The organism is Micromonospora sp. NPDC047548 (assembly GCF_040642975.1).
Classification (GTDB): domain Bacteria; phylum Actinomycetota; class Actinomycetes; order Mycobacteriales; family Micromonosporaceae; genus Micromonospora.
Map to the genome: position 1 here is coordinate 21,015 of NZ_JBEYTI010000026.1, position 14,375 is coordinate 35,389.

Annotated in this window: 14 protein-coding genes and 1 tRNA gene; 4 read left to right on the forward strand and 11 right to left on the reverse strand. The window is 75.2% G+C overall.

Annotated elements, in window-relative coordinates; all coding sequences use genetic code 11:
* Positions 1-114 precede the first annotated feature (114 nt).
* Positions 115-861, reverse strand: a complete 747-nt coding sequence (locus ABZ807_RS23160) for an SAM-dependent methyltransferase (RefSeq protein WP_357161570.1) — start codon at positions 859-861, stop codon at positions 115-117.
* A 119-nt stretch (positions 862-980) separates the two neighbouring features.
* On the opposite strand from ABZ807_RS23160, the gene ABZ807_RS23165 reads away from it, so the two are divergent.
* The 3 genes from ABZ807_RS23165 (at position 981) to ABZ807_RS23175 (ending at position 2,618) form a co-directional block, all read left to right on the forward strand.
* Complete coding sequence (locus tag ABZ807_RS23165; RefSeq protein WP_357161573.1) at positions 981-1,862, forward strand: universal stress protein; 882 nt, start codon at positions 981-983, stop codon at positions 1,860-1,862.
* 73 nt (positions 1,863-1,935) lie between these two features.
* On the forward strand, positions 1,936-2,145 hold the full coding sequence (locus tag ABZ807_RS23170; RefSeq protein ID WP_154936875.1) for a phosphatidylethanolamine-binding protein: 210 nt from the start codon (positions 1,936-1,938) through the stop codon (positions 2,143-2,145).
* Entirely contained in the window at positions 2,142-2,618 is a 477-nt protein-coding gene (locus ABZ807_RS23175; RefSeq protein WP_357161577.1) for a hypothetical protein, read from the forward strand. Before ABZ807_RS23170 ends, ABZ807_RS23175 begins: the two co-directional genes overlap by 4 nt.
* Here ABZ807_RS23175 and ABZ807_RS23180 read toward each other — a convergent pair.
* Positions 2,615-2,818, reverse strand: a complete 204-nt coding sequence (locus ABZ807_RS23180; RefSeq protein WP_357161580.1) for a hypothetical protein — start codon at positions 2,816-2,818, stop codon at positions 2,615-2,617. The two genes, ABZ807_RS23175 and ABZ807_RS23180, sit on opposite strands and share 4 nt — an antisense overlap.
* A 128-nt stretch (positions 2,819-2,946) precedes the next feature.
* Between ABZ807_RS23180 and ABZ807_RS23185 the strand changes: the two genes are divergently transcribed.
* On the forward strand, positions 2,947-3,600 hold the full coding sequence (locus tag ABZ807_RS23185; RefSeq protein WP_357161583.1) for a hypothetical protein: 654 nt from the start codon (positions 2,947-2,949) through the stop codon (positions 3,598-3,600).
* Between the two features lie 3 nt (positions 3,601-3,603).
* On the opposite strand, the gene ABZ807_RS23190 is transcribed toward ABZ807_RS23185, so the two are convergent.
* The 9 genes from ABZ807_RS23190 to fdh form a co-directional block, all read right to left on the reverse strand.
* Positions 3,604-3,792, reverse strand: coding sequence for a hypothetical protein (locus ABZ807_RS23190; protein ID WP_357161760.1), 189 nt, complete (start codon positions 3,790-3,792; stop codon positions 3,604-3,606).
* A gap of 65 nt (positions 3,793-3,857) precedes the next feature.
* A complete protein-coding gene (locus tag ABZ807_RS23195) occupies positions 3,858-5,135 on the reverse strand; it encodes a hemolysin family protein (RefSeq protein WP_357161586.1) in 1,278 nt (425 codons plus the stop codon).
* A 62-nt stretch (positions 5,136-5,197) separates the two neighbouring features.
* On the reverse strand, positions 5,198-5,395 hold the full coding sequence (locus ABZ807_RS23200; RefSeq protein WP_357161589.1) for a hypothetical protein: 198 nt from the start codon (positions 5,393-5,395) through the stop codon (positions 5,198-5,200).
* Positions 5,396-5,540: 145 nt separating this feature from the next.
* On the reverse strand, positions 5,541-7,304 hold the full coding sequence (gene selB / locus ABZ807_RS23205) for a selenocysteine-specific translation elongation factor (protein WP_357161592.1): 1,764 nt from the start codon (positions 7,302-7,304) through the stop codon (positions 5,541-5,543).
* Between the two features lies 1 nt (position 7,305).
* Complete coding sequence (gene selA, locus ABZ807_RS23210; protein ID WP_357161595.1) at positions 7,306-8,610, reverse strand: L-seryl-tRNA(Sec) selenium transferase; 1,305 nt, start codon at positions 8,608-8,610, stop codon at positions 7,306-7,308.
* Positions 8,611-8,632: 22 nt separating this feature from the next.
* A tRNA-Sec gene (locus tag ABZ807_RS23215) sits at positions 8,633-8,728 on the reverse strand.
* Between the two features lie 44 nt (positions 8,729-8,772).
* Positions 8,773-9,852: an NrfD/PsrC family molybdoenzyme membrane anchor subunit gene (gene nrfD / locus ABZ807_RS23220; RefSeq protein WP_357161598.1), complete on the reverse strand. Its 1,080-nt coding sequence runs from the start codon at positions 9,850-9,852 to the stop codon at positions 8,773-8,775.
* Entirely contained in the window at positions 9,849-10,943 is a 1,095-nt protein-coding gene (locus tag ABZ807_RS23225) for a 4Fe-4S dicluster domain-containing protein (RefSeq protein WP_357161601.1), read from the reverse strand. The genes nrfD and ABZ807_RS23225 overlap by 4 nt, the downstream gene beginning before the upstream one ends.
* Positions 10,936-14,238, reverse strand: coding sequence for a formate dehydrogenase (fdh, locus tag ABZ807_RS23230; RefSeq protein WP_357161604.1), 3,303 nt, complete (start codon positions 14,236-14,238; stop codon positions 10,936-10,938). The genes ABZ807_RS23225 and fdh overlap by 8 nt, the downstream gene beginning before the upstream one ends.
* Between the last annotated feature and the right edge of the window lie 137 nt (positions 14,239-14,375).

Here is a 14,375-nt window from a genome sequence, read left to right on the forward strand (position 1 = left end):
GTGGTTGCGGAGTTTCCGGTGTGCGGTGCGTCACCACCCGTAGGGCATCCTAGGACACTAGTGGGGCAGGTTCCCGCGGGACCGGAGACGGGGCCAGGCGTCGCACCGGCCCCGTCAGTCGGCGGGCTTGCCGGCCAACCCGCCGTGGAACGCGTCCGGCACCGCGACCGGCTCGCCCCGGGGCCGCCACCGGGCCACCGGCACGATGCCCTCGGCCGTCGGCACCCACCTGCCCAGCAGCGGGGCGAACGACGCCGGCGCCCGCATCCGGAAGTGCGGCCCCATCATCGCCAGGGCCTGCGGGTACCCGGCCAGCTCCTCGCTGTCGAAGTCGAACGCCAGGAAGGTGCCCGGGGCGGCCGCGTCGTAGAGCTCGTCAAGGGTCCGGGCGAGGGTCTCGTCGTCAAGGAAGGCGGCCAGGCCGAGGAAGACTACGCCGACCGGCCGCCTCCCCCACCCGGGCGCGAAACGGTGCAGCTGGGCCGGGTCGACGGTGCCGATGTCGGTGGCGTCGCCGTAGCCGTAGCCCGCGCGGTCGCTGCCGGCCAGGATCCGCTGCCCGAGCCGGATGGTGACCGGGTCGACGTCGGTGTAGAGCACCGTGGCGGAGGTGGCCACCTCGTGCACGTTGCCCCGGGTGGGCAGGCCGGCCCCGAAGACGAGGAAGCTGTCGATGCCGGCCTCGGCGACGGCGCCGACGGCCCGGCCGAGGAAGGCCCGCAGGTCCCGGAAAATCGCCGCGCACGGCCCGTACGCCTCCTCGAAGGCGCGGGCCGCCGCCACGTCCACCGGGAAATGGTGCTCGCCGCCCAACCAGAAGTCGATCATGCGGGCGGTGCTCGGCTGCTCCGGCTCGGCCATCGACGGTGGCTCCCTTCCAGCGGGTGGGCGACAGCGTAGCGGGGTGGCCGCCGTGGCGGTATCGCCCCGGCGACAGTCCGCGGGCCGGGATACTGGCCGCGGGCAGGAGGTGCACAGCGGTGAACTCGGCGAGCGGCGCGGCGATCGTGGTGGGCGTGGACGGCTCCGAGCCGGCGCTGCGCGCCGTCCGGCTCGCAGCGGCGGAGGCGGCCCGCCGCCACCGGCCGCTGCGGGTGGTGCACGCGTTCATCTGGCCGCTGCTACGGGTTCCCGGGGGCCCGCTCACCGGCGGCCCGCCCGGTGGCGGGCTGCGCCACCAGGCGGAGCACCTGGTCGAGCAGGCGGTCGCCGAGGCCGAGGCGACCGTACCGGGACTCCGGGTGACCGGCGAGATCATCGACGGTGAGGCGTCCGCGGTGCTGCTCGGCGAGACCCCCACCGCCGCGATGATCGTGCTCGGCGACCGCGGGCTGGGCGGGTTCGGCGCGCTGGTGATCGGTTCGGCGGCCGTGCAGGTCGCCACGTACGCGGACTGCCCGGTGCTGGTGGCCCGCGGCGAGGAACACCCCGACGGCCCGGTAGTCGTCGGGGTGGACGGCTCGCCAGCGTCCCGGGCGGCCGTGGAGTTCGCCGTGGAGCAGGCCGACGTCCGGGGCGCCGCGCTGCACGCCGTGCACGCCTACCGCCACCCCGGCTCCGCCGGCCCCGGCGACATGCAGCCGCTGGTCTACGAGGAGTCCCAACTGCGCGGCGAGGAGGGCCGGCTGCTCACCGAGTCCCTCGCCGGCATCCACGAGCGCTACCCGGACCTGCCGGTCACCCACGAGGTGGTCCGCGAGCGGGCGGTCGCCGCGCTCACCGCCGCCTCCCGCCGGGCGGTGCTGGTGGTGGTCGGCGGCCGGGGGCACGGCGAACTGGCCGGGCTGCTGCTCGGCTCGGTGAGCCACGCGGTGCTGCACCACAGCGCCTGTCCGGTGGCCCTGGTGCGTACCCCGGAGTGAGCGGTTGACCCGCCGGCAGACGGGTAGACGGCGCGGGTACGGAACGCGGGTGACAGCGACCGAGGAGGCGGCGATGCCAGGACCACGGCCGGGAAGCAACGCGTACGACAAGGAACGCGCGCGCCTGCGCGACCTGATCGAGCAGTCGGGACGGGCGGCGGACCAGGAGGCCAACCAGGTCGCCAACCGGATCCTGCAGGAGGATCGCGGCCAACGCGGCGTGGTCCGTGGGGAACGGACCTTCGGCCCCAAGGGTGAGCGCGAGCCGGGCGACCCGAAGTGAGGGCGCCCGGCCTGGTCAACGGGGCGATCGCCGGCGCGGTCGGCAGCGCCGCGTTGAACGTCGTCAGCTATCTGGACATCGTCCTGCGAGCGCGACCGGCCAGCGGCACCCCGACGGAGGTGGCCGGCCGGCTGGCCGGAGTGGCACACGTGGACCTGGGTCCCGAGGACCGGGCGGCCAACCGCCGCTCGGGCCTCGGGCCCGTCCTCGGGTACGGCCTCGGTGTCGCCGTGGGCGCCGTGTTCGGCGCGCTCGCCGGCGGCCGCCGGGCGCCGTTGCCCGCCGCGACCGGCGTGCTCGGCGGGACGGTGATGGCGGCCTCCGACGGGATGATGACGGCGCTCGGCGTCACCGACCCTCGCACCTGGCGCCGATCCGACTGGGTTGCCGACATCGTGCCGCACCTGGCGTACGGAATGGCGGCCGCAGCCACCTGGAACCGGCTGCGACCGCCCTCCGCGCGGTGCACTTAGCCCCGCGACTCGCTGTCATCCTCGGCGGTGGCACCGCCCGGACCGTACGGTGACGCCTGACCGCGCGGCACCGGGCGACCCCGGTCGCCCCGCGACGAGCCTCGGTTGGCGGGGTGACCCGCCGCGCCCGGACCCTTGCTGTCCTGGACGGTCGGGTTGTTCCCGTTGCGGCGCATCTCGGGCTGCTGCACGTTCGTCACGGGTGTCTCCTTCCGGGTGGACCGGCGCGGCGGTCGACCGCGTCCGTGGTCGGCTTACCCGCCGCCGTCCCGCACATTCGACCCGCGCCGGCCCGGCTGATCCGCCGCAGGACGGGTACTGCACGGCGATGGGAGACGAACGACGGACGGCGCGGATGCTGCTGGACCGGCAGGGGCGCACCTACGCCGAGGAGGCCGGTATCCGGCTGACCGACCGGCCGGGGCCGCTCTACCAACTGCTGGTGCTGACCACCCTGCTGAGCACCCGGATCCGGGCGCAGGTCGCGCTCGCCGCCGCTCGGGAGATCTTCGCCGCCGGCTGGCGCACCCCGCAGGCGATGGAGGCGGCGAGCTGGCAGGAACGGGTCGACGCACTGGGGCGCGGGCACTACCGCCGCTACGACGAGCGGACCGCCACGATGCTCGGCACCGGGGCCCGGCTCTGCCTGGACCGCTGGCACGGTGACCTACGCCGGCTGCACCGAGAGGCGGACGAGCAGCCGACCGTGCTGCGCCGGCTGCTCACCGAGTTCCCCGGCATCGGCCCGACCGGGGCGGACATCTTCCTGCGTGAGGCGCAGACGGTCTGGCCGGACGTGCGCCCGTACGCCGACCGGCGGGCACTGACCGGGGCGAAACGACTCGGGCTGCCGGCGAACCCACGGGGCCTGGCCGGGCTGGTCGGCGAGGCGGACTTCGGCCGGCTCGCCTCGGCGCTGGTCCGGGTGGCCCTGGGCGAGGAGTCCGCGGGCGAGGTCAGTCGGACGGCGGCTGCCCGCTGAGCCCTACTTGACGGGCGTGTTGTCCCCCGGCTTGGTCAGGTTCCACACCAGCAGCGCGGCCAGCAGGGCGAGCAGCACCACCCCGCCGGAGATCCCGCCACCCTCCTCGGCACTGCGCCCGGTGGCGCCGAAGTAGATCACCGCCAGTCCGGCGAGCACCGCCAGGAACGTCCGCATCCCTCGGTCCTTCACGTCTCGCACGGTACGGCCGGCCCCGCCCCGGAAGGGCCGTTTCCGCCGCCGTTACCCCGTCCGGGTCACTCCGCCGGGTAGCCGGCCGCCGGGCCGCGCAGCCGCACCCGCCGCACCGCCCGGTCGGCCACCTCGACCACCTCGACGGTGAGCCCCGGCAGCCGCACGGATTCCCCCGGCCCGTCGGGCAGCCGGCCCAGCCCGGCCAGCACCAGCCCCGCGATCGTGGTGTAGTCCCGCGGCACCGCAAACGTCAGCCGCACCCCCAGGTCGGCCAGGTCGTGCAGCGGGAAGTCACCGGGCAGCAGCAGCGCCCCGTCCGATTCCCGGACCACCCTGGAGACGTCCCGGTCGGTCTCGTCGTACAGCTCGCCGACCACCTCCTCCAGCAGGTCCTCCATGGTGACCAGGCCGTCGATGCCGCCGTACTCGTCGACCACCAGGGCGAGCTGCTCGTGGCGCTGCCGCAGCTGGCGCATGGCGTCGGCGACCGGCAGGGTGCCAGGCAGCAGCACCGGCGGGCGGGCCCGCCGGCCCGCCGTGTCGCCGTCGGCGTCGACCAGGTCGCGGATGTGCACCATCCCCCGGACGTCGTCCAGCCCGCCCGGCCCGACGACCGGAGCCCGGGACCGCCCGGTGGCGGCCATCCGGCGCATCGCCTCCGACGCGGACAGCGACGCGGGTAGGACCGTCACGTCCCGCCGGGGAACCAGAATCTCCCGCAGGGTACGGCCGGCGATGTCGAACGCCCCGGAAAGGATCTCCCGCTGCTGCGCCGACAGCCCCCGCTGGCTGACCAGCATCTCCCGCAGTTCCTCCTCGGTCACCTCCTGCCGCCTCGCCCGCGGGTCCCCGCCGGCCAGCCGGACCAGCAGGTCGGTGGTACGGCTGAGCAGCCAGACCGCCGGCCGGGACAGCCGGGCCAGCAGGTCCAGCGGGGCCGCGCTCAGCAACGCCCACCGCTCCGCCCACTGCATCGCCAGCCGCTTCGGGGCCAGCTCGCCGACAACCAGGGTGACGAAGGTGAGCGCCACGGTCACCAGCAGCACGGCCACCGGCCGGGCCGCGCCGCCGAGGAAAGCCAGCGGCCCGATCAGCGGCTGGGCCAGCGAGACGGCGGCGACCGCAGAGGCGAGGAACCCGGCGAGGGTGATGCCGAGCTGGACGGTGGCCAGGTAGCGGTTCGGTTCCCGGGCCAACCGGGCCAGCCGGGCCCCGGTCCGACCGGAGCGGCCCAGCCGGCGCAGCTGCCCCTCCCGCAACGTCACCAGCGCCATCTCGCTGCCGGAGAGGGCGGCGTTGACCAGCACCAGCACCGCCACCAGGACGAGCTGCCCGAGCATCACACCCCCTCCCCGCCACCTGGCCCCTACTCAACAGCAGCCGCGCCGCGGGGGAGGCCGGGTCAGTCGTTTTCCAGGTCGTCCAGGGAGATGGCGTGGCTCATCAGCCAGCGGGCCAGGGCCGACATGCCGAACAGCCACAGCGGCGCCGACTCGGTGGTGCCGTTGGTGGCGAAGATCGCGAACCGCAGGTCCGGCGCCCGGTACGCCTCGATCCGCCAGCGGTGGTTCTTGTCCCGCCAGACCGCCGATGGGTCCATGGCGTCACGGTAGGCGACGCGGCGCCCACCGCGGCGCGGCTTCGGGTCACCCGCGGTCACCCGCCGGGCACCGCGCCCGCGTCGACCGCCCGAACACGGTGGTCGACGTGCTCGCCGAAGGGGATCGTCCGGGCCGCCGCCGGGGTCAGGCCGGCGGGCCGACCACCGCACGGGCGTCGTCGGGCAGCCGGCGGGTGGCGCCCCGCCGGTCCAGCAGCTCCAGCAGCGGCACGGCCACCCGGCGGGTGGTGTCCAGCGCCTGCCGGGCGGCGCTGAGCGTGAACGGCTGCGGCAAGCGGGCCAGCACCCGTACCGCGTCGTCGACCGCGCCGGGCAGCAGCACCACGTTCTCGGCCAGCCGCAGCAGGGCCCCGGCGCGCACCGCCGCGCCGATCTCCCGCGGGCCGAGGCCGAGGGTCGCGAGCCGGTCCGCCTCGGGGGCCCGGAACGGGTGCTCGGCGTACTCGGCGCGGACCCGCTGCACGGCCTGGGCCACCGGCGCCGGCAGCACGTCGGCCCCGGTGGCGGTGACCCGGCCCGCCCGCAGCGACAGCGGCGCACGGACCAGGGCCTCGACCAGCGCGCGGTCGGGCAGGTCGAGACGCCGGCGCAGCACCTCCACCGGGACGCCCGCCTCCAGCGGGTGCTCCCGCGCGTACCGGGTGGTCTCCTCGGCCAGCCGGGTGGCCAGCCGCCGCCAGTGCTCCGGGTCGGCGAGCCAGTCGCCGGCGACCGGGGCGACGGTGGCCGGCACCCCCATCCGGGTCAGCTCCCCGGCGCGCACCAGCGCCCGGCGGCGCAGCTCCCCGGCGAGGTCGGGCCGCCCGTCGAGGTCGGCGAGGACGGCCGCCCGGGCCGCGGCGGCGCCGCGCCGGCGCAGCGGCGGCGGGGCCACGTCCAGCACGGTCACCCCGCCGCTGACGTGGTGCCGGCCGGGGTCGCGCAGCAGCGCCCGGTCGCCGATCAGCAGCGGCAGCGGCCGGGCCAGCCGCAGCCGCACGGTGTCCGGGCCGAGCGGGCGGACCCGGGCGGGCACGGCCGCCGAGCCGACGTGCAGGGTGAGGGTGGCGGGCAGATCGGCGGCCGGGTCGCCGGCCAGCCGGACGTCGAGCAGGTCGGTGAGCCGGAACCGGCCGGGGGTGAGCAGGGCGTCACCGCGGGCCAGCCGGTCCTTCGCCACGCCCCGCAAGTTCACCGCGACCCGGGCGACCGCGTCCACCCGGTCGTGGGCGGCACCGAGGGAGTGCAGGCCGCGTACCCGGACCGGCTCGCCCGTGGCGGCCAGCTCCAGCTGATCGCCGACCCGCAGCCGGCCGCCACCGAGGGTGCCGGTCACCACGGTGCCGCTGCCCCGGATGGTGAAGGACCGGTCCACCCAGAGCCGCACCGACGCGTCCGGCGCGGGCTCCGGCAGGCGGGCGACCAGCCGGTCCAGGGCGGCACGCAGCTCGGGCAGCCCGGCGCCGGTGACCGCGCTGACCGGCACCGCCTCGACGTCGCCGAGGCTGGTGCCGGCGATCTCCGCCCGGGCCCGGGCGAGGGCGGGCCCCGGGTCGGCCAGGTCCGCGCGGGTCACCGCGAGCAGGCCGTACGACACCCCGAGCGCGTGCAGCGCGGCCAGGTGCTCGGCGGACTGCGGCATCCAGCCCTCGTCGGCGCCGACCACGATCAGCGCGGCCGGGGCGGGCCCGACCCCGGCGAGCATGTTCGGCACGAAGCGCTCGTGTCCGGGCACGTCGACGAAGGCGACGGTGCCGCCGGCGGGCAGGGTGGTCCAGGCGAAGCCGAGGTCGATGGTCATGCCCCGGCGGCGTTCCTCGGCCCACCGGTCGGGTTCCATCCCGGTCAACGCCCGCACCAGGGTCGACTTGCCGTGGTCGACGTGACCGGCGGTGGCGACGACGTACATGTCAGCCGGCCACCGGGATCCGCAGCACCGCGGCCCGCAGGGTGTCGTCGGCGGCCGGGGGCACGCAGCGCAGGTCCAGCAGGAGCCGGCCGCGCAGGACCCGGCCGAGCACCGGGGGCACACCGAGGCGCAGCGGCCCGGCGTAGCCCTCGGGCAGGCTCAGCGCCCACGAGTCCAGCGCGACGCCGGGCGCGCCGCCGCCGCCGACCACGGCGGTGCTCGGCACCACCTCGGCCTTGCAGCCGTCGGCGCCGAGCGCGTCGCGCAGCCGTTCGGCGCGTTCCCGCAGCACGGCCGGGTCGGCGTGCAGGGCGGCCCGGGTCGGAGTGTCCGGGCCGTGCAGGGTGGCCGCCAGGGCGGCCAAGGTGAGCTTGTCGACCCGCAGCGCCCGGGCGAGGGGGTGCCGGCGCAGCCGCTCGACCAGCTCGGCGTCGCCGAGCAGCAGCCCGGCCTGCGGCCCGCCGAGGAGCTTGTCGCCGCTGGCGGTGACCAGCGCCGCGCCGGCCCGCAGGGTGGTGGCGGCGTCCGGCTCGTCGGGCAGCAGCGAATCGGGCGCGAGCAGCCCGGAGCCGATGTCGGCCACCACCGGTACGCCGAGGGTGGCCAGCGCGCGGACCGGCACGGCGGAGGTGAAGCCGGTGACGAGGAAGTTCGACGGGTGCACCTTCAGCACGAACCCGGTCTTGGGGCCGATCGCCGCGGCGTAGTCGTCCAGGGTGGTGCGGTTGGTGGTGCCGACCTCCCGCAGGCGGGCGCCGGTGCTCTCCAGCAGGTCGGGCAGGCGAAACCCGTCGCCGATCTCCACCAGCTCGCCCCGGCTGACCACGATCTCCGCGCCGGCGGCGAGGGCGGTGGCGGCGAGCACCAGCGCCGCTGCGCCGTTGTTGACCACGTGCACGGCCGCCGCGTCGGGCACCGCGGCGGCGAGCGCGTCGAGCGCGTCACGTCCCCGCCGGGCGCGCCGGCCGGTGCGCAGGTCGAGCTCCACGTCGGTGTGCCCGGCAGCGGCGACGACCGCCTCGACGGCGGCGGCCGACAGCGACGCCCGACCGAGGTTCGTGTGCAGCACGACGCCGGTGGCGTTGAGCACCGCGCGGGGTGTCGGCGCGGGCAGCGCGGCGAGCGCGGCGTCGCGTACCTGTTCGGGGGCGATGTCGCCACGGCGGGCGCACTCCTGGGCGCGGCCGACGGCGGCCTTGACCCGATCGCGGCCGAGGGCGGCGACGGCCGCGGCCAGGCGCGGGTCGGCGAGCAGGGTGTCGGTGCGCGGCACCCGCCGCCGTGGGTCGGCCGGCGCCTCGCCCATGCGTGTCATCTCCCGAGCGGTCTGGCGGAGACGGACGGGAATCGAACCCGCCTGGCCCGGATCCCGGACCACACCGGTTTTGAAGACCGGGAGGGGCACCAGCCTCCTGAACGCCTCCGTCCAGGAGTCAACCACAGCCCCCGGCCCGCCGCGCCGGGAGCCTCAGCCTTCGCCGGACTCCCGCCGGCGTACCCGCTCACGCTGCGGCACCACCGTGTACTTCGGGTCCCGCGCCGAGGTGACGCCGCCGTGGAAGATGCCGAACCGGGTGGCCACCGACGCGACGAGCAACGCCCCGCCGGACAGCGCGGAGATCGCCCGGCTGCGCCTGCCGACCAGCGCCCCGGCCACGCCTGCGGCGGTGAGCGCCCGCCCGGCGCGCAGCAACCGGCCGGCCTTGCCCGTCCGGTACGGCTCGCTGAGCAACCCCAGCCGGGTCTCCACCGAGTGCGAACCGAACAGTTCCAGCGCCGCGCCGGCCACCGCCATCCGCCGCGCCGGACCGGCCTGCGCGCAGGGCGCGGCGATCAGCCCCACGCCGGCGCCGCTGGCCAGCGCGCTGCCCGCGAAGATGGTCGGCAACTCCGGGTACGCCTCGTGCCAGGACGGCACGGCCGTCCCGGCCAGCAGCACCCCGGTGTACGTGGCCAGGGCCGGCGCGGTCGCGGCGGCGGCCAGCCCGGCGACCTGCCCGACCGGGGGCAGCACCCGGCGGGCCAACCCGAGCACGCCGCGCTCGGGGAGCCAGGGCGCCGCCTCGGCGACCGCGGCGACGCCGGCGGCCGGGCCGAAGGCGGTGAGGATCCAGGTGCCCACCGACATCGGCGAGGTCGGCTTCGCCACCCGCAGCATGTGGTGGAAGCGGGACGGCCGCCCCAGGTCGTTGACCAGGAAGTACCCGCTGGCGGCGACCGCGCCCAGCGCGGTGACCCGGCCGGCGCGGCGCAACGCCGGGCGGCCGGTGAGCTGCCCGCCGGCGGCCAGCAGCGACGAGCCGGCGGCCAGGCCCCCGGTGAACAGGTACGCGGCGATGTCCCACCGCCAGACCGGCGCCTTGAGGATCGGCCGGCCGTAGTACGAGGTGAACTCCGCCTCGGGGACGGTCAGCTCCTCGCCGCCGCGCCGGCCCCGCTGGTCGGCGGGCGCGACGTCGCGGGGCGGATGCGGGCCCGGCCCGCCGGCCCCGAGCCGCTCCTGGAACCGGCGGAACAGGGCCCCTACCGGGGCGCGGTCCGGACTCACGACGAACCTCCGACGAACGCGGCGACGGCAGCCGCCGCCATGGCCAGGGCCGCCAACCCGGCACGCTTCCACATCTTCGGCAGGTCCCGGGTGGTGACCACCGGGTCCGGTGGCAGGCCGTAGACCTCGGGCTCGTCGAGCAGCAGGAAGAACGCCCCGTCGCCGCCAACGCCGTCGGTGGGGTCGTGGCCGTAGAGCCGGGCCTCCGGCACCCCCCGCTCGTGCAGCACGGCCACTCGTTCGGCGGCCCGCTCCCGCAGCTCGTCGAGCGGGCCGAACTGGATGGACTCGGTGGGGCATGCCTGCGCGCAGGCGGGCGTCAGTCCCGCGCCCAGGCGGTCGTAGCAGAGCGTGCACTTCCACGCCCGGCCATCGCCCTCACGCTGGTCGATCACCCCGTAAGGGCAGGCCGGGATGCAGTAACCGCAGCCGTTGCAGATGTCCTCCTGCACCACGACCGTGCCGAACTCGGTGCGGAACAGCGAGCCGGTCGGGCAGACGTCCAGGCAGGCGGCGTGGGTGCAGTGCTTGCAGACGTCCGACATCATCAGCCAGCGGAAGTCGGTGCGCGCCTGCACGCCGGTGGACCGGCCGGGCGGCTGCGCGCCGGGCATGCCGAGGAACTGCGGCCCGGCGCCGGTGGCCGTTCCGGCGCCGGGCGGTGCGACGCGGTCCGCCGGGGCGGCGGCCATCCGGGCCGCGGCGTCGACGGTGCCGGGCGGTACGCCGGGGCCGGTACCGGTCGGGTTGCCGGTGCCCGCCGCGACGGCCGCCGACGACGCGCTGGCCGACCCGTCGGTCGGGGTCCCGGCGAACGACAGGGTGCGGTGCCCGGCCGGGACGGGCTGCTCGATGAAGGCCACGTGCCGCCAGGAGTTCGCGGTCAGCGCGCCGGTGTTGTCGTACGACATGCCGAGCAGGTCGAAGCCGGACGCCGGAACGCCGTTCCACTCCTTGCAGGCCACCTCGCACGCCTTGCAGCCGATGCAGACGCTGGTGTCGGTGAAGAAGCCCATCCGGGGGCCGGCCTCGACCCATCCCGCGTCCGGTGCCGGGTCAACGGGGCCGTAGAGGCTGTTCCGGTCAGGCATCGTCGCCCCTCTCCCGCGGCCCGCCCTCGCCGCTGCAGGCAGGGTGCCGAACCTCGGTGGTCACCGTCGGGGGGCATGCCCCGGGGACGATCCCGGCCCGCCGCCGGTAGTCGGCGACCAGGTCCCGCAGCGCCGCCCCGGTCGGCCGCCGCCCGGAGCGTACGTCACAGGTGCCGACCTTGCTCTCCTGGATCAGCACGTTCGGGTCCAGGGTGATGCCGAACAGGTCGTTGGCCGAGTCGCCGGTGACGATGCCCTCGTAGCCGAAGTGGTACGGCAGCCAGACCTGGTGGATCACCCGGCCGTCCACGCGCAGCGGGGTCAGCCGGTCGGTGACCAGCACCTTCGCCTCGATCACCGCCCGTCCGCTGACCAGGTGCGCCCAGTCCAGGTGGGTGAGCCCCACCGTCGCGGCCAGCTCGGGCGAGACCTCCACGAACATCTCCGGCTGGAGTTCGGCCAGCGGCCGCACCGTCCGGCTCATGCCGCCGGCGGTGTGGTGCTCGGTGAGCCGGCTGACCGTGAAGACGTACGGGAAGACGTCGCTGTGCTCCTGCGGCGGGCTCGGGTTCACCGAGTTCACCGGGTGGTCGTAGGTCTTGCGGGTCGGGTTGGCCTGCTGGCCGTAGAGCGGGTTGCGCATCGGCGACTCGGCCGGCTCGTAGTGCGTCGGCAGCGGGCCGTCCAGGACGCCGCTGGGTGCGTAGAGCCAGCCCTTACCGTCGCCCTGCATGACGAACGGATCGTCGCCGGCGATCCCCTCGGGGCCGCTGGCCCCCTCCGGCGGCCGGTACGTCGGCGGTTTCGTCTTTTCGAAGTCGGGCACGTCGTAGCCGGTCCACTCGCCGGCGTCCGGGTCCCACCAGACGTAGCGCTTCCGCTCGCTCCACGGCCGGCCCTGCGGGTCGGCCGAGGCGCGGTTGTACAGGGTGCGGCGGTTCGCCGGCCAGGCCCAGCCCCACTCGGCGGCCACCCAGTCCTGCTGGTGCCGGGACCTGCGCCGGGCCGCCTGGTTGACCCCGTCGGCGTACACGCCGCTGTAGATCCAGCAGCCGATCGCGGTGGAGCCGTCCTCCTTGGCCTCGGCGAACGAGGCCAGCGGGCGGCCGGTCGTCACGTCGTACCCGTTGATCTCGCGCAGGACCGCCTCGGCGCTCGGCTCCGCGTGCGCACCGTGCGTGGGGTAGTCCCAGGCCAGGTCGAGCAGCGCCCGGTCCCGGGGCTGGTCCGAGTCGGCCAGCTTCTCCCGCAGCTTGCCCCCGAGGTGGTAGAAGAACCACAGCTCGGAGCGGGCGTCGCCCGGCGGGTCGAGGGCCTTCTCCCGCCACTGCAGCAGCCGCTGCGTCTGGGTGAAGGTGCCCTCCTTCTCCACGTGCGAGGCGGCGGGCAGGAAGAACACCTCGGTACGGCACTCCTCCGGCACGATCTCGCCGGTGGCCACCTCCGGGCCGTTCTTCCAGAAGGTCGCGCTCTCGATCATGAACAGGTCGCGGACGACCAGCCAGTCGAGGTTCGCCATGCCCAGCCGCTGGGCGCGGCCGTGCGCGGAGCCGACCGCGGGGTTCTGGCCGAGCAGGAAGTACCCCTTGACCTTGCCGTCGATCATGTTGAGCACCTGCTGGTAGGTGCCGTGGTCGCCGGTCATCCGGGGCAGGTACCCGTAGCAGAAGTCGTTCTCCGGGGTCGCCGCGTCCCCCCAGTACGCCTTGAGCAGGCTGGCCCCGAAGGCGCGGGCGTTGCCCCAGAACCCCTTCTGGCGGGGGTGCCGGATGCTGTTCACCCACTCGTCGAACGTCGGGTGGTCGGCGTGGTGCGGCATCGGCAGATAGCCGGGAAGCAGGTTGAACAGCGTCGGAATGTCGGTCGAGCCCTGGATGCTGGCGTGCCCGCGCAGGGCCAGCACGCCACCGCCCGGGCGGCCCATGTTGCCCAGCAGCAGTTGGATGATCGCCCCGCTGCGGATGTACTGCACGCCGACGCTGTGCTGGGTCCAGCCCACCGAGTAGATCAGCACGCCGGTGCGCTCCCGGCCGGAGTTCTCCGTCCAGGCCCGGGCCAGCTCCAGGAACTTCTCCCGCGGAATGCCGCAGACCCGCTCCACCATCTCCGGCGTGTAGCGGGCGAAATGACGCTTGAGGATCTGGTAGACGCAGCGCGGATGCTGCAGGGTCTCGTCCCGCAGGACCTGGCCGGCAACCCGGGCGCCATGCGACTCGTGCCGCAGCCCGGCGGCACTCTCCCGCTCCTTGGCGGTGTGCCCGCTGCCCGAGGAGGTCTCGTGCCCCGCGTACTGCCAGCTGTCCTGCACGTAGCTGTCGGTCTGCGGGTCGAAGCCGGAGAAGAAGCCGTCACCGTCCTCGGCGTCGACGTACCGCTCGCTGACGATGGTGGCGGCGTTCGTGTATGCCAGCACGTACTCCCGGAAGTCGAGCTCGTTCTCCAGGATGTAGCGCACCACGCCGCCGAGCAGCGCGATGTCGGTGCCCGCCCGGATCGGCAGGTACGTGTCGGCCAGGGCGCTGGTCCGGGTGAACCGGGGATCGACGTGGAAGACCTTGGCGCCGCGGCGCTTGGCCTCCATCACCCACTGGAAACCCACCGGGTGGGCCTCGGCCATGTTCGAGCCCTGGATGACGATGACGTCAGCGTTGGCGACGTCCTGCTGGAAGTCCGTCGCGCCACCGCGACCGAAGCTGGCCCCCAGACCGGGGACGGTGGCGGAGTGTCAAATCCGCGCCTGGTTCTCGATCTGGAGCGCCCCCATCGCCGTGAACAGCTTCTTGATGAGGTAGTTCTCCTCGTTGTCCAGCGTCGCCCCGCCCAGGCTGGAGATGCCCAGCGTGCGGTTGAGTGGCCGGCCCTCGCGGTCGACGTCCTCCCAGGTCTCCTCGCGAGCGGCGAGGAGCCGGTCGGCGATCATGTCGAGCGCGGTGTCGAGCTCCAGGTCCTCCCACTCCGTGCCGTACGGCCGGCGGTAGCGGACCTTGGTCTGCCGCAGCGGGCTGGTGACCAGGCTCTTGCTGGCCGAGCCCTTCGGGCAGAGCCGGCCCCGGGAGATCGGGCTGTCCGGGTCACCCTCGATCTGGGTGACCCGGCCGTCCTTGACGAACACCCGCTGGCCGCAGCCCACCGCGCAGTACGGGCAGACCGAGCGGGCCATGTTGTCTGCGGTGTCGGTGCGCGCGGTCAGCGCGGCCGAACGGCCGGACTGCGCTGCGGCGCCCCGGCCCAGTGGGTCGGTGCCGGTGAGTTGCCGATAGACCGGCCAACCCTCGATGAAGGTACGCAGGCCCACCGCTCGGCACCTCCTCCCCGACGCTGCGGAAGCTGACCTTCCGAACATAGGACAGTCCGGCGGCGTATGCGAGTGGAGCGCAGGGATCTCTTTCGACGATGGAGACAGCGCCGCCCCCGGCCGGGTGGGTCGGGGGC

Bases quoted from the DNA above. Each gene is read 5' to 3' on its own strand.
- ABZ807_RS23160 (WP_357161570.1), bottom strand. From the start codon at position 861: ATGGCCGAGCCGGAGCAGCCGAGCACCGCCCGCATGATCGACTTCTGG.
- ABZ807_RS23170 (WP_154936875.1), top strand. From the start codon at position 1,936: ATGCCAGGACCACGGCCGGGAAGCAACGCGTACGACAAGGAACGCGCG.
- ABZ807_RS23185 (WP_357161583.1), top strand. From the start codon at position 2,947: ATGGGAGACGAACGACGGACGGCGCGGATGCTGCTGGACCGGCAGGGG.
- ABZ807_RS23195 (WP_357161586.1), bottom strand. From the start codon at position 5,135: ATGCTCGGGCAGCTCGTCCTGGTGGCGGTGCTGGTGCTGGTCAACGCC.
- ABZ807_RS23200 (WP_357161589.1), bottom strand. From the start codon at position 5,395: ATGGACCCATCGGCGGTCTGGCGGGACAAGAACCACCGCTGGCGGATC.
- selB (WP_357161592.1), bottom strand. From the start codon at position 7,304: ATGTACGTCGTCGCCACCGCCGGTCACGTCGACCACGGCAAGTCGACC.
- selA (WP_357161595.1), bottom strand. From the start codon at position 8,610: ATGGGCGAGGCGCCGGCCGACCCACGGCGGCGGGTGCCGCGCACCGAC.
- ABZ807_RS23225 (WP_357161601.1), bottom strand. From the start codon at position 10,943: ATGCCTGACCGGAACAGCCTCTACGGCCCCGTTGACCCGGCACCGGAC.